The sequence below is a fragment of the Erysipelatoclostridium sp. An15 genome (assembly GCF_002160675.1).
Classification (GTDB): domain Bacteria; phylum Bacillota_I; class Bacilli_A; order Erysipelotrichales; family Coprobacillaceae; genus Thomasclavelia; species Thomasclavelia merdavium.
Genome location: NZ_NFLA01000003.1, coordinates 93,015 through 119,437, shown reverse-complemented (window position 1 = coordinate 119,437; position 26,423 = coordinate 93,015). Strand labels below are relative to the sequence as shown.

At 28.7% G+C, this 26,423-nt stretch carries 24 protein-coding genes and 1 riboswitch; of the genes, 8 read left to right on the top strand and 16 right to left on the bottom strand.

Annotated elements, in window-relative coordinates; translation table 11 throughout:
• Positions 1-20 precede the first annotated feature (20 nt).
• The 3 genes from B5E92_RS02440 to B5E92_RS02430 form a co-directional block, all read right to left on the bottom strand.
• Positions 21-785, bottom strand: coding sequence for an HD domain-containing protein (locus tag B5E92_RS02440; RefSeq protein ID WP_087298856.1), 765 nt, complete (start codon positions 783-785; stop codon positions 21-23).
• Between the two features lie 116 nt (positions 786-901).
• Positions 902-1,621, bottom strand: coding sequence for a dihydrofolate reductase family protein (locus B5E92_RS02435; RefSeq protein ID WP_087298854.1), 720 nt, complete (start codon positions 1,619-1,621; stop codon positions 902-904).
• Positions 1,622-1,687: 66 nt separating this feature from the next.
• Complete coding sequence (locus B5E92_RS02430) at positions 1,688-2,170, bottom strand: HD domain-containing protein (RefSeq protein WP_087298852.1); 483 nt, start codon at positions 2,168-2,170, stop codon at positions 1,688-1,690.
• 170 nt (positions 2,171-2,340) lie between these two features.
• Between B5E92_RS02430 and B5E92_RS02425 the strand changes: the two genes are divergently transcribed.
• Both B5E92_RS02425 and B5E92_RS02420 read left to right on the top strand, forming a co-directional pair.
• Positions 2,341-2,913 (top strand): PepSY domain-containing protein, encoded by a 573-nt coding sequence (locus tag B5E92_RS02425; RefSeq protein ID WP_087298850.1) that lies wholly within the window; start codon positions 2,341-2,343, stop codon positions 2,911-2,913.
• Between the two features lie 136 nt (positions 2,914-3,049).
• Positions 3,050-3,124: riboswitch (Fluoride riboswitch) on the top strand.
• Between the two features lie 45 nt (positions 3,125-3,169).
• A complete protein-coding gene (locus B5E92_RS02420; protein WP_087298848.1) occupies positions 3,170-4,375 on the top strand; it encodes a sodium:proton antiporter in 1,206 nt (401 codons plus the stop codon).
• 8 nt (positions 4,376-4,383) lie between these two features.
• On the opposite strand, the gene B5E92_RS02415 is transcribed toward B5E92_RS02420, so the two are convergent.
• The 7 genes from B5E92_RS02415 to B5E92_RS02385 all read right to left on the bottom strand — a co-directional run bounded on the left by B5E92_RS02415 (position 4,384) and on the right by B5E92_RS02385 (position 15,110).
• A complete protein-coding gene (locus B5E92_RS02415) occupies positions 4,384-5,286 on the bottom strand; it encodes a LysR family transcriptional regulator (RefSeq protein ID WP_087298846.1) in 903 nt (300 codons plus the stop codon).
• Between the two features lie 223 nt (positions 5,287-5,509).
• On the bottom strand, positions 5,510-11,323 hold the full coding sequence (locus tag B5E92_RS02410; RefSeq protein WP_087298844.1) for a lamin tail domain-containing protein: 5,814 nt from the start codon (positions 11,321-11,323) through the stop codon (positions 5,510-5,512).
• 122 nt (positions 11,324-11,445) lie between these two features.
• Positions 11,446-12,273 (bottom strand): SDR family oxidoreductase, encoded by an 828-nt coding sequence (locus B5E92_RS02405; protein WP_087298843.1) that lies wholly within the window; start codon positions 12,271-12,273, stop codon positions 11,446-11,448.
• A 5-nt stretch (positions 12,274-12,278) separates the two neighbouring features.
• On the bottom strand, positions 12,279-13,034 hold the full coding sequence (locus B5E92_RS02400) for a carboxymuconolactone decarboxylase family protein (RefSeq protein ID WP_087298841.1): 756 nt from the start codon (positions 13,032-13,034) through the stop codon (positions 12,279-12,281).
• Positions 13,035-13,550, bottom strand: a complete 516-nt coding sequence (locus tag B5E92_RS02395) for a flavodoxin (protein ID WP_087298839.1) — start codon at positions 13,548-13,550, stop codon at positions 13,035-13,037.
• Between the two features lie 251 nt (positions 13,551-13,801).
• Positions 13,802-14,605 (bottom strand): Cof-type HAD-IIB family hydrolase, encoded by an 804-nt coding sequence (locus B5E92_RS02390; RefSeq protein WP_087298837.1) that lies wholly within the window; start codon positions 14,603-14,605, stop codon positions 13,802-13,804.
• Between the two features lie 277 nt (positions 14,606-14,882).
• Positions 14,883-15,110 carry a hypothetical protein gene (locus tag B5E92_RS02385; protein WP_087298834.1) on the bottom strand — a complete coding sequence of 76 codons (228 nt, stop codon included), beginning with the start codon at positions 15,108-15,110 and terminating at the stop codon, positions 14,883-14,885.
• 66 nt (positions 15,111-15,176) lie between these two features.
• Between B5E92_RS02385 and B5E92_RS02380 the strand changes: the two genes are divergently transcribed.
• The 3 genes from B5E92_RS02380 to B5E92_RS02370 all read left to right on the top strand — a co-directional run bounded on the left by B5E92_RS02380 (position 15,177) and on the right by B5E92_RS02370 (position 17,131).
• The gene (locus B5E92_RS02380) at positions 15,177-15,542 is read left to right on the top strand and encodes a PTS transporter subunit EIIC (RefSeq protein ID WP_308697618.1); all 366 of its coding nucleotides are present in this window, start codon (positions 15,177-15,179) and stop codon (positions 15,540-15,542) included.
• Between the two features lie 125 nt (positions 15,543-15,667).
• Positions 15,668-16,609, top strand: coding sequence for a Gfo/Idh/MocA family protein (locus B5E92_RS02375; protein WP_087298832.1), 942 nt, complete (start codon positions 15,668-15,670; stop codon positions 16,607-16,609).
• A gap of 12 nt (positions 16,610-16,621) precedes the next feature.
• Positions 16,622-17,131, top strand: a complete 510-nt coding sequence (locus B5E92_RS02370; protein WP_087298830.1) for a VOC family protein — start codon at positions 16,622-16,624, stop codon at positions 17,129-17,131.
• A gap of 106 nt (positions 17,132-17,237) precedes the next feature.
• On the opposite strand, the gene B5E92_RS02365 is transcribed toward B5E92_RS02370, so the two are convergent.
• From B5E92_RS02365 to B5E92_RS02350, 4 genes are all read right to left on the bottom strand, one after another.
• Positions 17,238-18,335 carry a MerR family transcriptional regulator gene (locus B5E92_RS02365; RefSeq protein ID WP_087298828.1) on the bottom strand — a complete coding sequence of 366 codons (1,098 nt, stop codon included), beginning with the start codon at positions 18,333-18,335 and terminating at the stop codon, positions 17,238-17,240.
• A 130-nt stretch (positions 18,336-18,465) separates the two neighbouring features.
• Positions 18,466-19,263, bottom strand: a complete 798-nt coding sequence (locus tag B5E92_RS02360) for an ABC transporter permease subunit (protein WP_087298826.1) — start codon at positions 19,261-19,263, stop codon at positions 18,466-18,468.
• Between the two features lie 2 nt (positions 19,264-19,265).
• Positions 19,266-20,147 (bottom strand): ABC transporter ATP-binding protein, encoded by an 882-nt coding sequence (locus tag B5E92_RS02355; protein WP_087298824.1) that lies wholly within the window; start codon positions 20,145-20,147, stop codon positions 19,266-19,268.
• Between the two features lie 93 nt (positions 20,148-20,240).
• Positions 20,241-20,573, bottom strand: coding sequence for a helix-turn-helix domain-containing protein (locus tag B5E92_RS02350; RefSeq protein WP_087298822.1), 333 nt, complete (start codon positions 20,571-20,573; stop codon positions 20,241-20,243).
• A 116-nt stretch (positions 20,574-20,689) separates the two neighbouring features.
• Here B5E92_RS02350 and B5E92_RS02345 point away from each other — a divergent pair, with 116 nt between their 5' ends.
• Together B5E92_RS02345 and B5E92_RS02340 are read left to right on the top strand one after the other, a co-directional pair.
• On the top strand, positions 20,690-21,262 hold the full coding sequence (locus B5E92_RS02345) for a flavin reductase family protein (RefSeq protein WP_087298820.1): 573 nt from the start codon (positions 20,690-20,692) through the stop codon (positions 21,260-21,262).
• 155 nt (positions 21,263-21,417) lie between these two features.
• Positions 21,418-21,801 carry a PAS domain-containing protein gene (locus tag B5E92_RS02340; RefSeq protein ID WP_087298818.1) on the top strand — a complete coding sequence of 128 codons (384 nt, stop codon included), beginning with the start codon at positions 21,418-21,420 and terminating at the stop codon, positions 21,799-21,801.
• Positions 21,802-21,919: 118 nt separating this feature from the next.
• Here B5E92_RS02340 and B5E92_RS02335 read toward each other — a convergent pair whose 3' ends face one another.
• Both B5E92_RS02335 and B5E92_RS02330 read right to left on the bottom strand, forming a co-directional pair.
• Positions 21,920-23,038: an aldo/keto reductase gene (locus tag B5E92_RS02335; RefSeq protein ID WP_394337362.1), complete on the bottom strand. Its 1,119-nt coding sequence runs from the start codon at positions 23,036-23,038 to the stop codon at positions 21,920-21,922.
• Positions 23,039-23,122: 84 nt separating this feature from the next.
• Positions 23,123-24,328, bottom strand: a complete 1,206-nt coding sequence (locus B5E92_RS02330) for an MFS transporter (RefSeq protein WP_087298814.1) — start codon at positions 24,326-24,328, stop codon at positions 23,123-23,125.
• Between the two features lie 260 nt (positions 24,329-24,588).
• On the opposite strand from B5E92_RS02330, the gene B5E92_RS02325 reads away from it, so the two are divergent.
• On the top strand, positions 24,589-26,385 hold the full coding sequence (locus tag B5E92_RS02325) for a DUF885 domain-containing protein (RefSeq protein WP_087298812.1): 1,797 nt from the start codon (positions 24,589-24,591) through the stop codon (positions 26,383-26,385).
• Positions 26,386-26,423: the final 38 nt, after the last annotated feature.

The following is a 26,423-nucleotide window of genomic DNA, read 5'->3' as shown; positions in this document are numbered from 1 at the left end:
TCTTTTAAAATATCCATCTGTTATTCCTCAATATATTTTAATGATAACTGTTTTAGTTCTTGATATTTTTTAACTGTTAATTCGTCTTTTGGTGTAATCCGATCAAATAAACAGTTAATATAATTATTTTCCTTAATATATTCTTTACTAACATCAAAATGCAAATCAAAGATAAAAGCAATATAAGAAAGCCATTTATCTAAATTTGTTTGTCGACTAGGACTATATATCAACTGACAATTTACATACTGCTTATAGACACTATCACTAATTTTTTCTAACTCCAGCTGGTCTTTTGAAACATTTAATAACGTTTCCAAAGTTTCAGTTTCTTTCACTCTAAAATTATCTAATTTATCACTATCACGGATCAAATAAATAAACAATAATTCCCGTTCATTAAAATTTCCAGTTACTTGATATTTATTATGTTGCTCAATAGCAACTTTAATTAGACGATCATATTTTCTTGTTGTCACAAACTCTTTAATTAAACCCTGTTCAAATAATAATTTACTAGAAAACATGGCATGGTCAATTGTTCGATAATCTTCAAAACTTTGATAAATACGATACTGCTCAAAACGACCGATATCATGAAGCAAAGCAATAATTAACGCAATTTGACTATCTTCTTGATTTAGATTTAATTTTTGACACAAGTACTGCATATTATTTACAACTTTATAACTATGAACAATTTTCAATTTAATTGCTCCGATATTAGTATCATAATTAGCAACATATTTTGCAAATCGCTTTTTGGCGTGAGTAAATTCGCTCATTTCTATCTCCTCAATAAATATTAAATGATTTAAGTTACTTTTTATTATACTAGCAAATTATAAATAATAAAAGATTTCCCAATGACTTATAAATCACCAGGAAATCTTAAAACAAATTATTTTCTTTTATGATAATTTAACCAGATACCTGAATCAGTTAAAGGCTCACTTTTAGTTAAACTATATTTTACAGGTGAAATTTCTGCCTTTAAATATTCACCATTACCAAATAATGTAGCAGTTTGATCACCACCTACAATCGGCGCAATAATTAAACTAATCTCATCAATCAAATCAGCACTTAAAAATGTTCCATTGACAATTCCGCCACCTTGTAACATAATTTTTTCAATCCCAAATTTGTCTTTTAATTTTTTTACAATCTCTTTTAAATTAAAATTATTAACTTGACCGCCAATTAAATAAGAGATATTTAAACTTTGCAAATAAGCTAAATAATCAGCACTTACACTATCACTTACTACAGTTATTACTCCCTTATTTTTCAAACGACTATCTTTTAAAACCTCATTGCTCCATCCAATATCACCATAAGGATCAATCGCTATTACCCATGATTTTTCTAATCCATGATGAATATAATCCTTTTTTTCAACTATTTCTTTAGAAAATGACGTTAAATCCAGCGTCTTACTATCACCATATCTTTCCACTAATGTCACACTACCATAAACAATAGCATCCCCATTATACTCTTTGGCCATCTGTTGATAAATCAGCGCTAGATTTAGCGTTGATTCAAAATTAAAAAAATTACCAGAAATCTTGCCATCAATCGATTGAAGCATATGACAAACTATATACGGTCTTTCCATACTCTATGTTCCTCCTTTTGGTTCATTATATATATTCAAGCAAACTCTAAGTCAACTCTTATTTTATTATTCATAAATATATTCTAGTAATTTAATGCCAGTAGCTGTTTTAAATACTTTATTTTTCATTGCAGCAATAGTTTTATTATCCGCATTCATTTCATCACCATTAACTAAAAAATCAGCTTCCAATAAGATTTGATAATCCAAACCATCAATATTTTCATAAGTATGATGATGCCCTACCAAATAGGCAATACGATTAATTTCCAAATCAGTTAATGAAAAAGGTTTTAAAAAATCATAAACTAAGTCCGGCCCTTCAATTTCCTGAAATTTACCATTGCTATTACCATACTTTTTTCGACATAAAGGACACGCAATGTCATGAACAATTGCCGCAATCTCTAAAATCTTTTGTGTTTTTTCATCCAACTGCTCTAACTTACCTATTAATCTAGCATAACTATGAACTTTTAAAAAATGCGCAATATCTTTTTTATTTCCATTAGCATAAATGATCATTTCCTTTAAAATCTCTTCAACCATACAACCCCTCCTCATATAATATTTTAGTACTTTTATAAATATTAAGCTAATATTACTTATAAATATACTAAGTTTTATGAGAAAATTCTTATTTAATTATTATCTAACTTTAAGGTATTCCAGCTAAAATTACAGTATTATATAGATGAAAAGAAAGAGAGGTAATCGATATGAAAAAATTAAGTTTATTAATGTTATTAGCAATAGTATTAGCAGGATGTGGCAATAATAATAAAGTAAATGCTTTAACTTTAGAAGAGGCACAAGAAATTGCTGTAGCTGAAGTAGAAGGAAAAAAAGTTTTAAAAGCTAAACAAGATTATGATGACGGTATTACTTATTATGATTTTACAGTAGTTACTGATAATGAAAAATATGAAATTGAAGTTGATGCAAATGATGGTACGATTTTGAAAAAAGAAAGAGATAAAGATTATGTTAGTAATACTAATGAAGGTACTGTAACGCCTGTTGATAATGGTAATACTACAACTAACAATAATAATACTACTAATAATGGAACTTCTAACCAGACTACTACTAATATCATCAGTAATGAAGAAGCACAAAATATTGCTTTAAATAAAACTGGTGGTGGCTATCTTGTAAAATGTGAATTAGACCATGATGATAATATGATGGTTTATGAAATTGAAGTGAAAAATGGAAATTATGAATATGAAATTGATATTAATGCTAGTAATGGTGATATTTTAAAATACGAACAAGACTATGATGATTAATTTTTTAAAGCTAATGACTCTTCCATCATTAGCTTTTTTATATAAAATCTATTTTATCCAATAATATAATTCTAAACATATTTATCTTTTCTACAACAGCTACTTTTTCTTTACATTTTTTAATAAATTTTTTATAATACTATCTGGGAATGAGGTTCTCCCGAGGTATAAACCTAAACCGCTTATTAAGGCTGATGACTTCTACGACCTTTTTCGTCGTGGAAGAATCAGCTTTTTTTATTCAAGGAGGGGAAAAATGTTAACATCACTTGCATTAATTTTTTTAGTTGGCTTATCACTAGCCGGAATCTTTCAATTACTAAAATTACCTCGAATTATTGGTATGTTATTAACGGGGATAATTTTAGGTCCGTATGCTTTAAATCTACTTGATGATTCAATCTTATTAATCTCAAGTGATTTAAGACAAATGGCATTGATTATTATATTACTTAAAGCTGGTTTATCTTTAAATCTTACCGATTTAAAAAAAGTAGGGCGACCAGCCATTATGATGTCCTTTGTACCGGCCAGTTTTGAAATTCTAGCATTTATTTTATTTGCACCAGCAATCTTAAATATTACTAGAATTGAAGCAGCTGTTATGGGAGCAGTATTAGGAGCGGTATCGCCAGCAGTAGTAATTCCACGAATGGTTCAATTAATGGATAGCAAATATGGTACTAATAAAAGTATTCCACAACTAATTTTAGCCGGAGCTTCTTGCGATGATATTTTTGTAATTGTATTATTTACTACTTTTGCTTCAATGGCCCAAGGTGGCAGTGCTAAATTAATCGATTTTATCAATATTCCAATATCAATAATTTTAGGTGTCATCCTTGGAGCTATTACTGGATATATTATTAGTACATTCTTTGAAAAAGCATATACTTTAAACCATTATGTTCGTAATAGTACTAAAGTAATTATTATTTTAGGTGTTTCTTTTATTTTGATGGCAATTGAAACCTGGTTAAAAGATACAGTATCTGTTTCTGGATTATTAGCGGTAGTAAGCATGGCATGTGTAATTAAAATAAAAAGCCCTGATGCAGTTTCTGATCGTTTATCTGAAAAATTTGGTAAGCTATGGATCGGTGCTGAAGTTTTATTATTTGTTTTAGTGGGAGCTGCTGTTGACATCCGTTATACAATGGATGCTGGAGTGGCCGCTATATTAATGATTTTCATTGCTTTATGCTTTAGAGCGATTGGGGTTAGTTTATGTCTTTTAAAAACACAATTGAATTTCAAAGAACGCTGCTTTTGTATCATTGCCTACATTCCAAAAGCCACAGTACAAGCAGCTATTGGTTCTGTTCCTTTAGCAATGGGGCTAGCCTGTGGTCAAATTGTTCTTTCTGTTGCTGTTCTAGCAATCTTAATTACTGCGCCACTAGGGGCAATTGGAATGGATATTAGTTATCAAAAATTACTTACTCAACAAAAAGACGGCTAAGACCGTCTTTATTTATATTGTAAATGATATACTTCCTTGATTGCTTTTAAAAACAATTGCACTTTAGCACTAGGTTCTTTTGAATATAAAATACCAAGAGGCACTTTATAATCCCATTTTATAGGTACTATTTTTAATAACGGGTGAATATTAGCCCATTCTTTAATTGTCAGTAAAAACATTTTTTCATTTTCACATCTATTAAAAACATCAACGTTAAAAAATGGAATATCAACAATATTAATATCATGATAATTGGTAACAATGTCTTTACGAATTGTATCAAAATCTTTTAAATAACCTTGACGAATCATCATTACATTTTGATTAAATAAATCTGTAATTTCTAATTTATCCTTACTAGCTAAAGGGTGATTTTTAGACATGGCACAATAAATTGGTGCATCATATAACTTTAAAGCCTGACATTGTCTTTCTTTTAATAAATTTTCACTATAAATCCCAGCGACAAAATCAATATTACTACCAAAATTACGCATGATTTCTCTAGCGTTTTCTGGCGTATTTTCAAATGAAACTAACTCAAATTTTAATGACGGTGCAAGTGTTAAAATTTGTGGCCATAAATCTACTAAAAACTGGACTAGTGTTGTTAAAGAAGTTCCAATTCTAAGTAATTCATTGGCCGGATTTATCTGGGCTTTAGCTCTAATTATTGCATAACGGCTATATTCAATTATATATTTAGCATCTTTGTATAATGATTTACCCGCTGCTGTCAATTTGATTCCTCGATGAGTCCGCTTAAAAAGTTCAAAACCCAGATTATCTTCTAATAAATTAATCTGTTTCATAATTGCATTAGGAGAAATAAAAAGTTCTTCTGCTGCTTTATTAAAACTACCAGCATCAGCCACTTTAATAAATGTATCTAATAAATGATTATACATAGCAATCGCTCCTTTTATGATTTCAATTAATAAATATTGTCTTATTTCTAATTATAAATGAAAAGTAATGATAATACAAAAAATGGCTTATCATTTAGCTATTTTATAACGATATTAACTTGTTTTTAATATTCATACTATTTCTCTAGTCTTAATGATGATAATAAAATACCTAGAAAATAATCTTTCTAGGCATTTTAACTTAATTTGAAAATTAATATTATTAATGATTATTTTTTAAATCTTTTAAATATTTTTTAATCATTAGAATAAAAGTCATCAAGCTAGCAATTGCTAATGTTAAATAATTACTATTTACTAGATCACCTGTAAATGGTGTATTGACAGATGCACTAGTAGTTCCATTAGTACCTGTAGTTCCATTTGGATTACTATCGTCTCCTGGTTGAACATTGATATCTTGATCATCATCATTTTCAACAACTTCTACTACTCGAGTTACAATAGTAACATTATTAAAGCTATCAGCTACTTGATATGTCAACTCGTATCTACCAGCTTTATCAACATCGACACTGCCTAAGACAACAATTTGACTAGTCAAATCATTACCTTGACTATCATATGCTTTAACATCTTTCAATGGATCAAAATCTGTTCCTACAGCAATCTTATTAAATTCATCATCAGGTAATACTATTGTTGGTTTAATATTGTGCTTATCAATATTAACATAATTAACATTTGATCTTGTTAAACCACCATTAGCATCACTAATTTCAACATACCAGCCAAATAATCCATGAGGAGCATTTTCTAATGTATAGCTGATTTCTTGATTACTTCTTACATCATTAACTGTGCCAAAAGTATCATCATTATAAATATTAACATCTAAATTTGTTGTTTCAATTTGTTTTTGAACTGGTGTAATTCCTAAATCACTGTAATTAATTACAAACTCTTCCTCACCATTAATATTAGCTACATCACCAATATTACTTTCATCTTTAGCATTATAATCATCTAAAGAAGGTGAATATGTTCTAATAATTATTTGGCCATTGGTGTTATCAAAATGCATCAAACGCATATAACCCATACCACCTTGAGCTAAACCTTGATAATCAAATAACATTTGATAAACATTACGATCATTAACACCATCGTGATTATCATCAAATTGTGACACTACTGTTTGAGCATTATGGTAATGACCAGATAGAACCATACAAACATTAGGGTTAACAGCTACGACCTCATTATAAATTCGTTGTGGTTCTTCACCTAAACCACCACTAGCTAATAGGTATTCATGGAAATTCAAAATTGCTTTTCTTTCTGGATATCTTGCTAAAACATCATTCATCCATTGAATTTCTTGATCACCAATACCCCAACCCATATATAGCATGATAAAATCAATACCATCAACAGTAATTAAATCATAATGTCCGCGATTATCTTGATAACTTTCACCATACCATGGATTTTGATTATAACGATCTTCACCAAAATATTTAGAGAAAGAAGTATAATCGCCACTTAGATGCCCAACATCATGATTACCAGCTAAAATACCATAAGGTATATTAGCATCATCAAGCATTTTATAAGCATTATCAGCATTGATCCATTCTTGTCCTTGATCTTCGTCATCAATAATATCACCATCATGGAATAAATACTGAATATTCATTCGTTCACGATTAGCTATCAACCAATTATGAATATCTAATTGATATTGATAGTTTCCATCAACATCTTGAACCGGATTACCATCAAAGTCTTCATTATAATATTGAGTATCACTTTCAATTGCAAATGTAAAATCATAGTTTTCTCTTGGAGTATCTGCTGGATTAGACATTGTACCAGTAACATCTTCTCCATATTGATCAGGAGTATACCCTTCACCATTTTGAACCATAATTTTAATTGTTTGATCAAATAAGTGATCTTTCAATATTACTTCACCGGTTAATTTCATGGTTTCGCCATCAATTTCCATAACCGTATCTAATTTATCAAAAGTATTAGTTGCATAATTATAAGCATACATAAAAGTCTTTTGATTATTAGATTTACCTTCCCAATCAATCTTAACCGTTGCCTCATCACTAATATTACCACTTACTTTAACATCAAACTGTTGATAAGGGAAACCATCACCAGAATCACCACTGAAATCTTGAGTATTATTACCAGAAATCTGACTAATACCACTAGACAAAGTAATATTAGCATCACCTAATAGGTAACGTTCACCCCTTTTGAAAGCAACCTGCATCAAATCATCAGTACTATCACTTACAGTAACTTTAAATGTTGGATCACCATTAACAGTTGTTCCACTTACAGGTGTTATTTCCCCATTAATTGCTGCATTTTCTTCTGGAGTTACAAAATTTATTACCTTACTAGTAACATTTCCAATCATATCTGAAGCAGTTAATACTAATTGATGATTACCAGGAGTCATTTCTAATGAACGAAAATCATAAGGCAATTCAATTCCTTGTCCATCAAGGGTAGCAATTAAAGTACTTGTATCACAAATAGCATCTTGTGCACTAGCTTCAATAGTTCCATTATGATAAATTTGACCTTCAACCATATTAGTTTCAATAACAGGGGCCGTATTATCACTAACAAATGATACTGTCTTACTACCACTTGTTACACTATGAGTACCATCTTCTAATTTAGTTGTATCAAGATCATAACGTAAAGCGTTAAAGTTTTGTTCATCTAATGTAAACGTAGCATATAAAATTTCAACTTTGCTTGTACCATCACCCATACTAATTTCTTTTTCAGGAGTAATATCATTTACTTCAACCGGGCTATCTGGTTTCCAGTTATCTTCAGTATGTTCAACTGCTCCTAAGCCATAAACTGCGCTATATTGACTAGCTCTTAAAGTTGTGCCATCTGGTAATGTTAATCTAATATTTTTTAAAGTAAAGTCATCATTATTTTCAACATTATGTTCTAAAGCATTAGCTTTATTACCAGCATGGAAAGCAATCGTTATTGTTTTTGTTTCACTATCAAAGTAGCTGGCATTTATATCATAAGCATATGTTCGCCAATCACTATAAGTACCTTCATTGAAAACACCAATTACATCATTTCCAATAGCAACTGCATTTTTAAAGAAAACATCAGTTTGAGTAGTATCAAACACAATTCTTGCGTTTCCATTAATTGATTTAACTGCTTTATCAGTCACGTCCTGATCATCAATTATTAAATTATTACCAGTACCTATAATTTGTTCAGTCTGGTTAATAATCGCACCTTCGCTAATATTGATTTGATCACCAGCAGATACCGGATTTTCATTATTAACTGTGTTAACAGGTGTTGTTATTTGTTGATAGCCATCACTAATAACAAAATAATATGTATATGATGATTTATTATACAAATCTACTGCTGGTAATGTTTTAGAAAAATTATCGCCAGAATTACGTAATAAATTATAAACTTCATAATCTTCACTATTATTATCTTTTAAATACAAATAAACACTTTTAATTGTTGTATCGTTAGATTTAACATCAAGTGAAAAAGTTAAATCATTATCTTCATTAAATGCAGCTGGTGTTTGATCTTGATATACCGGCAAAGAAACAGTTTCTGGTAAAACAGCTTCGTACATTGGTTTTTCAGTTACTGTTCCAGGTGATGGCTCAGCACTATTGTCAACTATTACACTAGTAAAAGTTGAACCATCATATCTATTTTGATATACAATTGATTTATCAGCTGTAGTATCATCAACACCATCCATATTATATAAAACATAATCTAAAACATCTTTAATGTTAGAAGTTATTTTCAACCCACGAGCTGAACCATTAGCCATTCCTGCATTATAGATTGAAATTAAATGATCACTGTCTAAATTAGTATTAAACTTATTGTTAAAATCACTAATTTGTAAATCATCATTAGCACCGTTTTTAATCCAGAAAACTAATGTATCATGTGATTTAATAATTTTATCTTCATTAGTTTCATACCAGATAACATCACCATCAGTACCTTGATCAGGATAATTATAATATAATTTATAATCTTTTAAATTAATATCTAAATTTGAATTATTATAAATTTCAATAAATTCATAACCATCACTACCACCAACATTAGAACTATCTGGCATAATTTCACTAATAACCAAAGGAGCAACCTTACTTTGATCAATCATTCCAGGCTGTTCAATTACTACCGTGTTCTTAGCAGAAGTTACCGTATTAAGACCATCAGTAATAGTAACATCATATGTTAAATTTGAATAACCTGTTAAATCTTGAGCTGGTACATCTACCTTCAAAATTCCATCAATATATAATAAATCATAGCTAGCTACTACGTTTTCATCTTGATATAGATTTAATTTAGCATCAATAATCATATTAGTAAGATTAGTATTTTCTACCCTTACAGTAAAATTAGCATTTGCACTTACAAAACTATCTGCTTCAATTTCAACTTCAGGGTTTTCGACAATTGCTGGTGTTATATAACTACCAGTAATTAATTGTTGACTATTTAACTTTCCTAATGTTACTTCATTATCATAAACTGGCACTCCAGAATCAGAAGTGTAATTATAATAAATAGCTTCATCAGTATCGATTTTACCATTATTAGAATCACTAGCACTATAATTAACAGCTGTTAATTCTTGATTAGTATTAGTAATAATTTTAAATCCTCGCGTACCACTATTACTCATTCCATCACTATGAATAGTTGTAAAATTATCACCAGTGACAAAATTAGTGCCATAATTATTATTAAAATCTGCAACTGTTAAGCCTGCTTGTTCTACAGCATCATTGACAATCCAAACAGTTAATACTTCTTTAGCATCTAAAACAATATCATCATCTAATTGCCAGAGTGTTTCTTTATCACCATTAACATAAACAAGCTGATAATTATTTACAGCTACACTTTGATCGCTAACATTAAAAATTTGTAAATACTCATAGGCATCACTACCAGAAACATTAGCACTGTTTGGTGACAATTCACTAATTAATAGCGGTGAAGCAAATTCAACTGCTCCTTTATTAACAGTGACTGTTTGCGTTGCACTAGTAATTTCATTGATACCATCATTAAAAGTAGCAGTAATATTTAAAAGCTCCTCATTACTAATCTCACTAGCAGGGACACTATAAACATAATTACCGTCATTATCATATGTCATATCATATTCTTTATCATTTACCTTTAAAGTTGCTTTTAAAATAACTCCTGGTAAATTAGTCGTAGCTTTTACAACCAAAGCTTCGCCAGCATTGATTTCTTGAGCAGTATTAATGGTAACAATTCCATCACTTACTGTTACAAATTGATACTTGCTTTCTAATTTTTGTTGTTCAATCAAACTACCTGGGGTAGGATCTAAGTCATAACTATAAGTACTTTCTTGAATTCTACCAGAATTGTAAATAAAATTAATTCCTTTTTTTGTTTGTGCTTTAACATCTTCATCATTATAAATAACTGAACTTAAAATTTGTTTAGTATTTTTTACGGTAACTCGTAGTTCTCTTTGACCACTATTAGAAAAACCACTAACAATATTTTCAGTTTTAACAATTTGTCCTTCATCAGCTGACAAATTATAATATTCTCTAAACAATGCTAAATCCAAATCTTTACTTTCTTCATTTTGAATCCAAACAATCAAAGCTTCATTAGCTGGTAAAATTGTATTAGCCGGTAAATCCCACTCACTAATAGTACTACCATTATTGTATAATACTTGATAATCATCTAAATTAATACTTTGATTACTAGTATTATATAATTCAAAATACTCAAATGCATCACTACCACTTGTAGTTGTCAGATCACTTTGGTGGCTATCAGCAACTATTTCACTAATAATAATTGGTGATGTAACACTATTTTCATCTAAGATGGCTGTGTCACTATTATCATTATTAATTGCTTGTAATGAAACAATACTATTGCCACCTACTGCAACAGTTGTCGCCAAGGTTGCCATCGTGACTTTAATTACTTTACTTGATTTTTTCTTCGTCATCTTTTTTCCCCCTTGATATTACAAGGGTATTTTAACAAAATTATCTTTAAAACATGTTAACGTCAAGTAATATTTGGGTAAATTGTATTTTACAAAATTTTTACTAAATTTTTGCAATTATCTCATTCCGGCTTTAATGGTCCATAAAAATATGAAGCTGTAGCACCACCATCGATCAAGAAATCTGATCCAGTAATAAATATCCCTTTATTACTCATCAACAGTTCAGCAACATTAGCTACTTCATCAGCAGTCCCTGGTCGACCAGCTGGACAATTAGCAAACATATTTTTATAAAAGTCACCACGCGGTCCATTAAATTCATCTATTGCCAGCGGAGTAACAATAATACCTGGTGAAATAGAATTTATTCGAGCCCCTCTTTGTCCCCATTTTACAGCTTCAGCCATAACTCTTTTTTCATTACATCTTTTAGCAAGCTGATAAGCATGTAAAGTATCTTTAATGTTTTCTTCTTGCAACATTTCTAAATCTAATAATTTTTCAACTGGTGTTGTTGCTAGTAATTCATCTTCTTTACTGCTAAGAGCTGGCATTCGATGTCCAGATTGACTAGAAATAGTTACTCCAACACCACCTTTTTTAATCACCTTACCGACTTCTTCTAATAAAACAGCTGTTCCATATAAATCAACTTTCAAAATAGCTTCGATTGGAGCCTGGCTAGGTGATACCCCAGCTCCATTAACTAACATCGAAATTTCACCATATTTTTTAGCTTCTGCAATCATCGCTAATATTGATTCCTTTGAAGAAAGATCCATTTCAAAAGGCATACAATCATACCCAGCATTATTCATGATCTGACAAATATTATTGGCATTTTCAACTTTTTTATCACCAATAATAATTTTCATCCCATAACCCATTCTTCGAGCAATAGCCATACTAATTTGACCAGCTCCAGTTACAATCATTACATCTTTCATTTTCATTACCTCCTTTTTACTGCTTTATTAATACAGTTTAGAGCATTTAAACTTCTTGGATAACCAATATATGGTAAACACTGTGAAACAACCTTGATCAAAAATTCTTTATCATTGCCCACTTTAATATTAGCTTGGACGTGTGATACTAATTGAGGTTCACAGCCACCTTGTGCTGCCAAAAAACAAAAAGTAATCATTTCTCTTTGTCGATAGTCTAAACCATTTCTTGTATAATAATCGCCAAAACAATTATCTGTTAACCAATGATTAATATGCTTTGATTCCTCTGATCCTGAACAATGAAAATCTCGCATATTTTCACCAAAAATAGCAACTTGAGCTTCAATGCCTTTTTGTAAACGATTAGCTGTTGTAGTTGTTCCTTGAGACTTTAATGGCAAATCAACTCCATTAGCTAAACAAAAATCATTAACAGCATGGAGGAATGGGAAAACTCGTCCTATTCCTAGATAAGCAACCGCCTGATAAACAATTTCTTTCATTTCAACTGGTGTTACATCAAAGTTATAAGCAGCTGTTAACATAGCTTTAAATTCATCAATAGCTTGACTTCCAAGCAATGTCGCTAAAATGGCAATAAAACGCGTATGATCATCTAAATCATCATTATTTACTACTTCATCAAAAGCAAAATTATCAAACAACTCTATAAATTCAGGATCTGTTTTTAATAATTGTGACTCATATCCAGGAAACATTTTTTCATGATATGCTTTTGCCTCTTTACTAATCGCCATTTATAAAACCTCCTCTAACCATTTTTTTATTGCATCATCACTATTATTTACTTGACTTCCTCTGATTGCTAAAGCATAGTGGATGATACTTTGAGGACAGAGTTTTTTAATATCAGCAACACTTTGCCCTAAGCCACTTCCTTCATGCGTGCAAAAAGGATAAATATGTTTAGACTTAAAGTCATAGCTTTCTAAAAATGTCCACATACACATTGGCATTGTTGACCACCAGTTAGGATAACCAATAAAAATATTATTATAATCTTCAAAATGAGAAACAATATTTAATATTTTTGGTCGCTCATTATTTTCTAACTCTTTTTTTGCTACTTCAGTACAACGATGATATTCAAAAGGATATTCATGTAATGGTAATATTTCAAAAGTATCACCACCTATTATTGATTGAATCTTTTTAGCAACTACTTTTGTATTACCAATATCTAATTTTACAATCTTTCCAGCAACATAATTTTCTTTATCATGAGAAAAATACACAATCAAATTTTTACTCATTTACCTTACCTCTTTTCTTTACACCAATATTTTATTATCTATTGATAAGATAAACAATTTCAATTACTAATCGCATTTATAAGTAAAACTTATAAAAATAATCTTTACTACTTCCAATAATTAACAATATTAAAAAGTCTAATTAATATATCCAAATCTATTTATAATTATCATAGTAACTTTATCAAAGTAAAATTTGTTATTTATAAAAAATAAACAAGAAGTTTATTATTAAATTACTCCTTGTTTATTTAAATAATTTTATATTTAATCAAAAAATCAGCAATTCCATCTTCATTATTACTTTTAGTAATATAATTTGCAATTTCTTTGATAGCTGGATTTGCGTTTCCCATAGCTACACCAATATAATCTCTAATCATTTCATAATCATTTAATTCATCCCCAAATACAATAATATTGGCTGTATCAATTTTGATATCTTCACACATTTTTCTAATTCCCAAAGATTTAGATAATTGTGGATTTAAGCATTCGATAATTATTGGTGTTGAACGAACAAGCCGATAATCTCGATCAACTAAAGTTTGATAATACTGATCTATTTTATCAAGTTCTTCAGTATCAGCCATAAATAATATTTTTTCAATCTGACGATTATAGTATTGACTCAAATCATCAATAATCAATGGCAATTTATTACGTTTTGCAATAGCTTTAGCAATTTTTTCATCTTCTAAAACATGTAAAGATTCTTTATCATAAATCCCCACATTAAAATTAAATCTATTAAACTCATTCAATATCTCTGGTATAAGCTTTCCATCTAATAAATAATGCGATTTTGTCCGATTATTTTTTAAATCCAAATAACAACCACCATTAAATCCCATGATCAAATCTACATATTTATCAATTTGCCAATCTTTAACCAAATGTTTAACAGCATAAGGAGTTCTACCAGTCGCTATTCCAAACATAATATTTTTTTCCTTTATTCTAGCAATAGCTTCTTTTGTTTTTGGGGTTATTATTCCATCGTCATTTAATAAAGTACCATCAATATCTACTAATATTAATTTAATATCTTCCATTATTACACTCCTGTTTCTATTATCTTTAATATTTTATCATAATACCCTATTTTTTTAATAATCGATTCTGATATTTTTTGTATAACAACGAATAAATAATACTTAAAACATATTGAAAAGATAACTGTGAATAAAATGTAGCAATTTTTTCATTACTCTCTTTTTGAGGAACTAAATGTGAAAATAAAATTTGTTATTAATCGAAAAAAATAAAGACATAGTAGATATTGCTTATGAAAAAAGTAAATCGAATAGTAATATCCTAAATTTATTTAGATTAATGATAAATTAAAATTTTTATTGTATGTTTGTGTCCGACCGACGAAGGCGGACGGAAATGGAGGAAAATATGATAATTACTATATTTATATAAAATACCGGTAGATGATGATGTAATTGTAATAATTGGACAATGATTATGTAATAAAATTCGTAAACAATCTTTATAAAGATAATGCTTAGAATAAGCAATAAACAATGCAACATCATTTTCAGTTGCCCCCATTGAAAAAGCTACCTCTTCCCTATTATCAGTTACAATATAAAAAAACTTTCCAATTTTTATTAACTTATTTGTAAACGTCCTGAAAATCAATCTATCGCGAAATTAGCATTAGTTCCTGAATTATTTAATATTGGTGAAGTTAGTATGTTTGGTGTTCCAATTGTCCTTAATCCTACCCTTGTAATACCATTTATTATCGCACCATTAGTAACTGTAATTTTTGGTTATGTTCTAACTATGCTTCACATTTGTCCAGTAATGTATGTTGATTTACCATGGACAATGCCACCTTTGATTATTAGTTTCTTAGGTTCAGGCGGTAATATTATGGGACCAATTTGCCAATTACTAGGAATAATATTATCTGCTTTAGTATATCTGCCATTTGTTAAAATTTACGAAAAACAACAAGCCCAGCTAGCAAGTGAGTAATAGTTTATAAATGCAAGATAACTAAATATCTTGCATTTATCCTGTTTTAACAAATCATAACTTTGTTTTTTTATCAAATAGAACTATAATTAAATTAGGTTTTATTATTTATTGGAGGATTAAATATGAGATTTGGTATTATTGGTTTTGGTAATATTGCTAGAAAATTTGTTAAAAGTATTGAAAATACCAGTGACGGTTCGATTTATGCTATTGGCTCTTTTAGTATTAGTAATGATGATGAGTATTTAATAAAACATCCCGAAGTTAAAGTTTATCATGACTATGATATGTTATTAAGTGATGAAAATATTGATGCTGTCTATATTGCTTTACCACATTATTATCATTTAGAATGGATTATCAAGGCTTTAAATAATCATAAAGCTGTCCTATCTGAAAAACCAATTGTTTTAAACAGTCAAGATATCGATCAAATCAAAGATGCTGTATATTGTAATAATGGATACTGTCTAGAAGCCTTTAAAACTAAATTTAATGATGGTTTTCAAGCATTAAAAAAGGATTTATCACTAATCGGTGAAATCAAATCAATTGAAGCTAATTTTTGTTTTGATGCAATAAATGGCAGAAAGGATTCTTATCTCTTTGATCCTAAACAAGGCGGGGCTTTAAATGATGTTGGAAGTTATGTAATTGGTTTTATTTTAGGTCTTGTTGATAGTTCAATTGATAAAATTGAAACAAAGATGAAAATTGAAAATGAAATTGAATTAGAATTTAAAACACATCTTTATTTTAAAAATGGGATTATTGGTATTGGTGAAGGTTCTATTGATTATAATAAAGAGCGTTATGCTTTAATTAAAGGAACTAATGGTGAAATCTATATTCCAAATTATAATCGAATAATTGATTATACTATTAAAACTAATGATTCAACCATTAATCGCCATTATCCTATCACTGGTGATGATATGACAATGGAAATCCAAGCACTAATTGATGATGTTAAAAATAATAAAAATGAAAATGAGATTCATTCATTAAATGATTCAAAATATTTAATTGAAACAATTGAAAAAATAAGAAAAAGTATTAAATAAGAGGCTATTATTATGAAATTTAATAATATAATGCACGTTTCTTTCTTTACTGATCAAATGGATGCAATGCGCGATTTTTATGAAAATAAACTTGGTTTAAAAGCTAAGATGATTGTCCGTTATGAAGCTTATAAAAATAAAGAAAGACATCCATGGGCTAAAGTTGCTAAAGAAAGACCATTAGATATCTGTTTAATTTATATTGAAATTGCCAATGGGCAATTTATCGAATTATTTCCAAAAGCTGATGGTCAAAAAGAGCATCCTGAATATAACCAGCATTTAGGATATAGTCATTTTTCATTAACTGTTGATGATATTTTCAAAGCACGTGATGAATTAATTGCAGCGGGTATTGACATTGATATCGAACCTAAAATCGGAAATTCTCATACTTGGCAAATGTGGATTCATGACCCTGATGGAAATCGTATTGAAATGATGCAATATACTGATGAGTCTTTCCAAATTACAGGTAATATTGAAGATGATGAAAAATTATTAAAAAGCTTAGGTAAGTAATAAAAATAGTTAAGTGATAGTTTGTAATGAACTATCACTTTTCATTTGATAATATTTAAATCAATGATTTATAAATTAAAAAAAAATGATACTGGATTTACCAATATCACTTCTTAGAATTCAAATGAAAATGATCTTCAAAAAAATCAAACAGTTTACCATCTTGTTTCAAAGCTTCAACAACAATATTATCACTAATAATTTTTACATCTTTTTGTTTTAATATTTGATATGCCAATTTCAAATCCTCACCGAAATATTGACCAGAATCAGTTATAAATTCAAAATCATCCTGAAAATGAAAAACAAATTGTAAAATATATGTTCGCCAAATTCCAGCACGACCAGCTGATGTCGTTGAAAAAATCAAATTTATCTTTACATAATCAAGATCACTATATTGATAATTGCGATTATATCGCTTTGAATCTTTAAGTATCATTCCTTTTAAAATCGATAACCGACTTTGAGTTTGCAAAGAACAAATTGACAATTGATTATCTGTTAATTCAATATATTTTTGTTTACCACAATGAAACGTAATCAAGATTGAAAATATTATTAAAGAAATAATCATTATAACTACAACCGTCATGACCGTAGTTTCAAAATTTGGTAATGGATCTAAATTACTAGCTACCAATTGTTGATTTAAGTAATCAATTGCCTTAGGCAATCCAACTGCAATTCCTAAACTAGCTAAAAATGAAGCAAATAAAACCAAAGGAAAAGCTGAGAAAAAATTATTTGGATCAACCCGGTATCCTAATACTACTGTTTTAATTGGTTTAAAATAATCAAATATTTTTTTTATATCTGTTTTTAATTCTGTTTGATTAATATTTTCATTAATTAATGTATTTTCATTAGTTATTACATCTAATAAAGGAAGATCTTTTTCTTTTAAATCGTTGCATATTTCCTGAATATATTTTAATGATTTTATCTGATAATCTAATTTTTTCAAATGACTTTCTAAAACATTTTGAAAATCTTTTTCATTATTTAAGATAGCTTTTATTTCCTCAATTGGTATTTCTAACTCCCTTAAGTAGATGATTTTTTTAATTTTCCGGATATCATTATCATCATAATTACGATAACCATTTTGATTACGTTCAGGTTTTATTAAACCCATTTTTTCATAATAACGTAATGTATGACTACTTATATGCAATTGCTCTTGAACTTCTTTAACTAACATGATAAATACCTCTCTTTCTAAATCCAATATAAGCTTTAGACTAGCTCTAAGGTCAATAAAATATTAGAAAAAACATAAATATTTCAACAATTTGTTCATAGAGCAATATTTTTTTATCTCCTGTCTAAAATTATAAAGATAGATCACGTTTTTTAAATATATTTACTGCTACAATAATAAAAACAAATGCTAATAAATATAACACCCCAGCAAACAGGATTGCCTGTAAATCCAATTCAATCAATCCATTAGTATCAAATAAAGTTAATGGTGTTAAATACTTTAAAAAATCAAACTTATCACTAACTTGAGATAACATTTGTATTAAAATAAAAATCATTCCTAATCCACCACCTAGTCCCATTGACCATTTGGTTTCATTAAAACTACAAGCTGTTAAATATACTAAAGTGCTAAAAAAACAATGCAATCCAAAAAGACCACAATTTAAAACTAAGAATTCCTTAATTGGTACTAACTCATTAAACATAACTTTACCACAAACAATTACTAGTACCGTTTCATAAACTATTAATAATAAAACCCCTAATAACACTGTTAATAACTGTGTCAATATTATTTGGCTTCGATTTCGTGGGGTTGCCAATAAATAAGCAAAAGACCCTTTATCAATATATCTGCAAATTAAACGACTAATCATTATCAACATAAAAACAAAAGGAATAATAATCATAATAAATCCAAATAAATAGTTAGTAACAAATTCTATCAACGACGAACCAGCATTGGTCATTGAAAAAGCCGCAAATAACTCTGGCATACTTTCAGCCATCATTTCCAAACTTTTTCCTAATTCAGGATCATACATAGCTACAATTATTCCAGCATATAAACTAATAATCATAATAAAAATAATAAATATTTTATAATTAGCTTTTATTTCTTTTTTAAATAAAGGTAGTATCATTGTTAATTACCCCCACCATAATAATGTAAAAATAATTCTTCTAAAGACTGCGCTCGAATACTAATATCATCAATTGAATACTGTGTTAAACTTTTTAAAATATCATTGATTTGCCCTTGCATGATCAAAGTAACTGTTTTGTCTTTTAACTTTCCATTTGGAAAAAGCTGATTAAAAGAAATCGCATCTTCTAAGTTATTAAAACTAATTTCATAGCATTTATGCCGATCTTTTTTTAACAGCGCCATTTCTTTACTGGCAACAATCTTACCATCTTTTATCATAACTATTCGATCACAAGTATTTTCAATTTCTTCAAATATGTGTGATGACATTAAAACTGTTTTCCCTTCAGCCTTAGCACGTTTTATTAATTCAACAAATTTATTTTGCATTAACGGATCTAAACCACTAGTTGGTTCATCTAATATTAAAATTGGACAATCTTGCATAAAAGCTATCACTAATCCTATTTTTTGCTTCATCCCTTTAGACATCCGTTTAATTTTATTAGTTGGATCCAATTCTAAAAAATCTATCAACTCTTTAGCCCGTGTTAAATCTTTGATTTTTTTCATTTCAGCAATAAATTTAATAAAATCAATTCCTCGCATCTCATCCATAAACGCAATTTCACCAGGTAAATAACCTACCATTTCTTGTATCTTTGGACTTTGAGCAAAGCAATCTAAATTCATAATTGATACACTTCCCTGATCTGGTTTAATAAAACCCATTAGATGTCTAATTAACGTTGTTTTACCACTGCCATTAGGACCCAAAAAACCTAATATTTCTCCCTTTTCGATTGTAAAACTAACATCAAATAATCCTTTTTGATTACCATAATCTTTCGTTAAGCCATTTATTTCAATAACACTCATCGAAATCCCTCCACTAACATTCACTTACTATTATTGTAATTTAGATATCTTAATTTTACTACAAAAAAAAGATTCAAAATGAATCTCTTTTGCTTATTTTCTATTTTCTTCACCCCAGCGACACAATTCATCTAATACTTTCATTAAAGATTCACCACGCTTAGTAAGTGAATACTCAACTTTAGGTGGGATTTGATTATAAACCTCCCGATGAATCAGTTCATCTCTTTCCAATTCTTTTAAATTCTGACTCAAAGTTTTATCAGAAATCTTTTTTATATACCTTTGCAACTGATTAAAGCGAACAATTTTATACTCCATTAAACAATATAAAATAATCATTTTATACTTTCCTGATATCAAAGATAAAGTATAACTAAAACCAGTTTCTTCAAAATTAGCATTTTCAATATAATTTTCAATCATAACTTTCTCCTAGGTAAGTACCTAACTTAAAAGATGGTACTTGTAAATATTTATAGCAAGATTATAATAAAAAATATAAACAATGTCTAGAAAACATAAAAATGGAGGATAAGAAAATGTTAAAAGATCTTGGTGTTAAACCTTTTGTATTCCCAATGCCAGTATTATTAATTGCTAGTTATGACGAAAAAGACAAAGTAGATGTAATGAATATGGCCTGGGGTGGTATTTGTGCAAATAATATGGTCGCTTTGAATATTAGTGAAGGACATAAAACCGCTAAAAATATTAAATTACGTCAAGCCTTCACTTTAAGTATTGCAGATATCGACCATCTTAAAGAAGCTGACTTCTTTGGTATTGCTTCTGGCAATCAAATGGATGATAAATTCGAAAAATCTAACTTAACAGCCATCAAAAGTAAAAATGTAGATGCTCCAATCGTTACAGAATTTCCTTTAACTTTAGAATGTGAAGTAGTCGAATGTCAAAATACAGTTTATGGTTTTAGAGTATTAGGAAAAATCGTTAATGTGTTGGCAGATGAAAAAGTATTAGACGAAAATAATAAAGTTGATCCAACAAAATTAAATGCTTTTGTCTTCGATCAATTCCAAAATGGTTATTATGCAATCGGAGAAAAAGTTGGACAGGCTTGGGATTCAGGTATGGAATTTATGAAAAAATAATTAATTAGACTAAGGCTCCCTTAGTCTTTTTCTAAAAATAATAAAAATATTTAATGTTTTATATTTACAATATAATCTCTTGGATATTACCCATTATTTACGATATTCTAATAATTTGATAGAATATATAAAATGAATAGTGAGGTAATATAAATATGGACATTACAAAAGAAATATTAGAGAGTATTTTGGATGCTTATGCTTATGAAATTGTTTTTGTTGATCGCAATCATATCGTTCAATATATGAATAAGACCGCAAAACAACGATATGGTAATCGTGTTGTCATCGGTAATAGTTTATTTAACTGTCACAATGAAAATTCTAAGCATAAAATTGAAGAATTTTTAAAAAGAGCTGATAATGGTGAAGACGAAATGTTTGAAACTTATAATAAGAAAACTGGTGAACGTGAATTTTTTGTTCCTGTAAGAAACAAACAAGGAGAAGTTATTGGGTATTTTGAAAGACATGAAATGCCTTGGGATAAAGATGCTCCAGAAATTTCAGTATTTGAATATTGGAAACATCGTATTTAATCTTCTATAAAACTATGATGATACTCAATAATTGAGTATCATTTATTATTTTAGTACTTTTTACATTAAAATATAAAAGGTTAAAGTATATCATTAAATATCCTTTAACCTCATAATTTTATTCAAAATGTTTAGCTACATCTTGTAAATACTCAATAATTGATAAATGTTGTGGACATACTTGTTCACATTGACCACAAGCAATACAATCACTAGCTTTACCAAATGTTTTAGTTAAGTTGTCGTAATATTCACCTTGTGGTGTCCAGCCTTTTTCTTCAACTTCTTGTAAATCAGCATTATACAATGAAAAATACTTAGGAATTGCAATCTTCATTGGACAACCATCTACACAATAAGCACAACCAGTACAAGGAATTGCAATATTGGCATTAATTGCATCAACTGCTTTATCAATTAATTGATATTCTTCTTCATTTAATGGTTTGAAATCCATCATATAGCTAGTATTATCAAGTAATTGTTCCATGTTTGACATACCACTTAAAACCATCATGACATTATCTAAACTAGCTGCAAATCTTATTGCCCAAGATGGAACTGACATATCAGGATGATATTCTTTAAACATTGTTTCCACTTTTTCTGGTACTTGAGCTAATGTTCCACCTTTAACAGGTTCCATTACAATAACTGGTTTATTATGTTTAGTTGCTACTTCATAACATTTTCTTGATTGGACTCCAGCACTATCCCAATCTAAATAATTGATTTGTAATTGAACTAATTCAAATTCTGGATGTTCTGTTAATACTTGATCTAATAATTCAGGACCATCATGGAAAGAAAAACCAATATGTTTAACTAAACCTTGTTTTTTCTTTTCAATAATCCAATTAAAGCAATCTAATTTATTATAAACTTCAATACTATGAGTATTGATATCATGTAATAAATAATAATCAAAATAACTTACACCAGTTTTCTTTAATTGTTCATTGAAGACTTTATCACGATCTTCTTTTGTTTTAATAAAATTAGAATGTAATTTAGTTGTTAAAGTAAAGCTATCACGAGGATGACGATCTACTAGTGCTGCCTTAGTTGCATTTTCACTATTAAATCCACAATACATCCAAGCTGTATCAAAATACGTAAATCCTCTTTCTAAAAAAGTATCTACCATTTTTTTAGTTTCCTCAAGATCAATTTTTGAAGGATCATTAGGGTCTAAAGAAGGTAGTCTCATTAATCCAAAACCTAATTTTTTAGCCATTATATCTTACTTCCTTTCTAGACATATTTTGTCATCTAAATTTTATCTTGTCTACAAAATTTTGTCTAGTTAAGATTTAAAATATTAATTATCAGCTAACTCCATTGAAACATAATTAACTTCTTTATTAGTAAAAATATTATTTAATACTAACATTATAACTGCTAAACAAATAAAGCCACCGCTTAAAACTATAAATAACCTATTAAGACTATCACTTAATGCGATATTTTGCATAAAAATACTACTATATGGTGAAATAAAAGCACCTAAATTAAAACCTACTAATAATAATGAAGTTGCTAGTGGTGTATTTTTTATTTGTGAATTATTAATACGACCGATTAAGTATGGCATAAAAATTTTAAATCCAAATCCGGTTAAAAAACCACCAGCAAATGTAATTATCATTGAATTAGAAATTCCTATTAAAAACATTGCTAATGCTAAAATCAACAAACCAATAATTGGTGTTAGCTGCTTAAAGATTTTAATTATCTTACTAAATAATGTTCCAGCTGTAATTGCTCCTAGTGATAATAATATAATTACTAAACTAGCATCACTAGCATTTCCATATCCAGCCGTTGTAATTAATGTTGATACTTTAATGCCCATTGTCATATATAAAGATGCTGCTACAAATAACAATGCGATAAAACTAATTAACATTATATTATCTTTTTTAAATCTATTTTCTTTTACAATTACATTTTTATCAACCGAAATATCATTTGCTGTAGCTACCTTAGGAATAAACTTGATAAAAACAATACATACCGGAATTGCTATAGCATAGGCTAAAAATGGTGCCTGCCAACCAATTTTCAACAATTGACCAGCAATAAATGTTATAAAGATCCCTCCTGCTCCTTCAAAAGCACTTTGTAATCCATACATTTTAGCTCGATCTTTCCCTTGATAAAAACTATTTACTAAAGCTACTGTTAAAGAATTGAATAAACCAATCCCAAATCCAAGCATTGCTCGACTAATTAAAATTAAATAAAAATTAGAAACAAATACTGGCAGTATCCCTGAAACAGCGACAATTAACAACCCTAATGAAGCTGTTTGTTTATAACCAATCTTTTTTGCGATAAAACTACTAATTAATACTGAAATCATTAAAAATAATGATGGTACAGTTGTCAACATTTCAATCATTGCTAATGGAATTGTATCAAAAGCGCTTGCCATAGCTGGAATATTAGCGTTGATTGCTGGTGCACTACCAACTAATAAAGATGCTGACAATAACGAATATTTTAATACTTGTTCTTTTTTCATAATCATTCTCCCTTCTATTTACAGCTATATTTTACCTAGTAAAACACTAGTTGAGAATTCTTAAAAAGTTCACATAGTATCACCTATTAGTTAATACTAAAACATACAAAATATTAATATATGCAGATTTAGACTATAAATTTAAACCTATAGGTCATAGTTAATATTGTTTGAATAAATATTGCTAACTTTCTTTTAACGAACAAATTGTTTAATAACTCTAAAATGGCTATAATATATTGTATTGGAAGGAGTTTTTTATGAATAAAATAAAACAATTAACCACTATTTTATTAGCCCTAATTTTGACGATTTCTATTAGCGGCTGCAGTAATCAAAATTCTGGTGATGCTGATAAAATGCAAACCGAATTTGATCAATTTATTGAACAGGAATTTATTGATACAATGGAAAGTGATTATACATCATTACATTCATTTATTGAAAATCCTGAAAATTTTGGAATTGACTTAAATAATGTTGAAATCGGCTTTGGTTCTGGTTATAGCGAAGAAGAACTTGAAGAAGCTAAAAAAACAACCGAAGAAACTGCTGAAAGATTTGCTGAATTTGACCGAGATCTATTAACTGCAAAACAACAGGAAACTTACGATATTTATCAAAACACATTAGAATTAGCACTAGAGTCAAATGATGATAAATATGATTACATCGCCCCAGCTTTTGAAACTGCAACTGGTGCTTATTGTCAAATTCCAACAATGTTAACCGATTGGACAGTAAGAAATGAACAGGATGTTAAGGATTTAATTACATTAGTTGATGACACTGATCGATATATTCAAAGTCTATTAGATTATTTAAAGGTTCAAGAAGAAAAAGATACCCTTTCTATCAATGTTAATGATGTTGTTGAATATTGCCAAGGGATAATTGATGCTAAAGATAATAGTCCTATCTTACAAGCCTTGAATGAAAAAATTGATGCTTTGAATCTTGATGAAAATCAAAAAAATACTTATAAACAACAGCTTTCTACTACCTTTAATGATTCATTTATTACAGCTTATCAAAATATCATTGATACCGTAAATGGACTTGATAAAAATAAAATAAATGATGGTGGTCTAGCGAATATCGAAAATGGTAAAGAATATTATCAGTTATTATTACAAAATGCTACTGCAAGTTCTAAAACAGTTACAGAAATTCAATCAGAATTTGAAGATGCGATGGATGATTGTTTAAAAGAAATGCAATCTTTAATAATTTCCAATCCAAGTATCTCATCTGTTGTTCAAAATAACTTTGGTTCCATTAAAACCAATTACAACAGTTACGAAGAAATGATGCAAGATTTAGCAACTGAAATACAAGAAGATTTTCCAGACATTGGAACTATTGATTATCAAATAGCTCAAATCGATCCTTCTTTAGCCAATAACAGTGTTGCTGCTTATTATAATTTACCAGCATTAGATAGCAAAGCAGCAAATCAAATTCGTGTTAATTCTGATAATAATGAAATTGATATAAGTGCTGTTGATACTTTTCAAACCATTGCTCATGAAGGTTTACCTGGTCATATGTATCAGGTTAATTACAGTTATTTAAACCTTGATAATAATTATCGTAAAGTTTTAGCATCAAATCCATCATATCAAGAAGGCTGGGCTGTTTATGTGCAATATTATTGTAACAAATATTTATCTCAGCAAGTTAATTCAGATATTTTAGAATTAATGAAATATAATAACATTTATTCTTATTATGCAATGATTTTATGTGATATTGGTATTCACTATGAGGGCTGGGATTTAGATGAATTTAAAGATAACTTAGCAGATTTAGGTTTTGTCATTAATGATGATGATTCGCTAGAATTACAATACAATCAGTTAAAAGACAATCCGACAATCTTTGTTCCTTATTATTATGGTTATCTTCAATTTAGTAATTTAGAAACTACTGCTAAAGAAGAGCTAGGAAATAAATTTAATGATATTGAATTTCACGAAGCTTTATTAACTAGTGGTTGTGCTCCATTTACAATTGTTGAAAAGAATGTTGAAAATTACATTGAAACAAACAAGTAAAAACGATTCATTTAATTGAATCGTTTTTACTTACTGTT

What these genes read in the sequence shown, in the direction of transcription:
- B5E92_RS02440 (WP_087298856.1), bottom strand. Translation starts at nt 785, where the DNA reads ATGAGCGAATTTACTCACGCCAAAAAGCGATTTGCAAAATATGTTGCT.
- B5E92_RS02435 (WP_087298854.1), bottom strand. Translation starts at nt 1,621, where the DNA reads ATGGAAAGACCGTATATAGTTTGTCATATGCTTCAATCGATTGATGGC.
- B5E92_RS02430 (WP_087298852.1), bottom strand. Translation starts at nt 2,170, where the DNA reads ATGGTTGAAGAGATTTTAAAGGAAATGATCATTTATGCTAATGGAAAT.
- B5E92_RS02425 (WP_087298850.1), top strand. Translation starts at nt 2,341, where the DNA reads ATGAAAAAATTAAGTTTATTAATGTTATTAGCAATAGTATTAGCAGGA.
- B5E92_RS02420 (WP_087298848.1), top strand. Translation starts at nt 3,170, where the DNA reads ATGTTAACATCACTTGCATTAATTTTTTTAGTTGGCTTATCACTAGCC.
- B5E92_RS02415 (WP_087298846.1), bottom strand. Translation starts at nt 5,286, where the DNA reads ATGTATAATCATTTATTAGATACATTTATTAAAGTGGCTGATGCTGGT.
- B5E92_RS02410 (WP_087298844.1), bottom strand. Translation starts at nt 11,323, where the DNA reads ATGACGAAGAAAAAATCAAGTAAAGTAATTAAAGTCACGATGGCAACC.
- B5E92_RS02405 (WP_087298843.1), bottom strand. Translation starts at nt 12,273, where the DNA reads ATGAAAGATGTAATGATTGTAACTGGAGCTGGTCAAATTAGTATGGCT.
- B5E92_RS02400 (WP_087298841.1), bottom strand. Translation starts at nt 13,034, where the DNA reads ATGGCGATTAGTAAAGAGGCAAAAGCATATCATGAAAAAATGTTTCCT.
- B5E92_RS02395 (WP_087298839.1), bottom strand. Translation starts at nt 13,550, where the DNA reads ATGAGTAAAAATTTGATTGTGTATTTTTCTCATGATAAAGAAAATTAT.
- B5E92_RS02390 (WP_087298837.1), bottom strand. Translation starts at nt 14,605, where the DNA reads ATGGAAGATATTAAATTAATATTAGTAGATATTGATGGTACTTTATTA.
- B5E92_RS02385 (WP_087298834.1), bottom strand. Translation starts at nt 15,110, where the DNA reads ATGGGGGCAACTGAAAATGATGTTGCATTGTTTATTGCTTATTCTAAG.
- B5E92_RS02375 (WP_087298832.1), top strand. Translation starts at nt 15,668, where the DNA reads ATGAGATTTGGTATTATTGGTTTTGGTAATATTGCTAGAAAATTTGTT.
- B5E92_RS02370 (WP_087298830.1), top strand. Translation starts at nt 16,622, where the DNA reads ATGAAATTTAATAATATAATGCACGTTTCTTTCTTTACTGATCAAATG.
- B5E92_RS02365 (WP_087298828.1), bottom strand. Translation starts at nt 18,335, where the DNA reads ATGTTAGTTAAAGAAGTTCAAGAGCAATTGCATATAAGTAGTCATACA.
- B5E92_RS02360 (WP_087298826.1), bottom strand. Translation starts at nt 19,263, where the DNA reads ATGATACTACCTTTATTTAAAAAAGAAATAAAAGCTAATTATAAAATA.
- B5E92_RS02355 (WP_087298824.1), bottom strand. Translation starts at nt 20,147, where the DNA reads ATGAGTGTTATTGAAATAAATGGCTTAACGAAAGATTATGGTAATCAA.
- B5E92_RS02350 (WP_087298822.1), bottom strand. Translation starts at nt 20,573, where the DNA reads ATGATTGAAAATTATATTGAAAATGCTAATTTTGAAGAAACTGGTTTT.
- B5E92_RS02345 (WP_087298820.1), top strand. Translation starts at nt 20,690, where the DNA reads ATGTTAAAAGATCTTGGTGTTAAACCTTTTGTATTCCCAATGCCAGTA.
- B5E92_RS02340 (WP_087298818.1), top strand. Translation starts at nt 21,418, where the DNA reads ATGGACATTACAAAAGAAATATTAGAGAGTATTTTGGATGCTTATGCT.
- B5E92_RS02335 (WP_394337362.1), bottom strand. Translation starts at nt 23,038, where the DNA reads ATGGCTAAAAAATTAGGTTTTGGATTAATGAGACTACCTTCTTTAGAC.
- B5E92_RS02330 (WP_087298814.1), bottom strand. Translation starts at nt 24,328, where the DNA reads ATGAAAAAAGAACAAGTATTAAAATATTCGTTATTGTCAGCATCTTTA.
- B5E92_RS02325 (WP_087298812.1), top strand. Translation starts at nt 24,589, where the DNA reads ATGAATAAAATAAAACAATTAACCACTATTTTATTAGCCCTAATTTTG.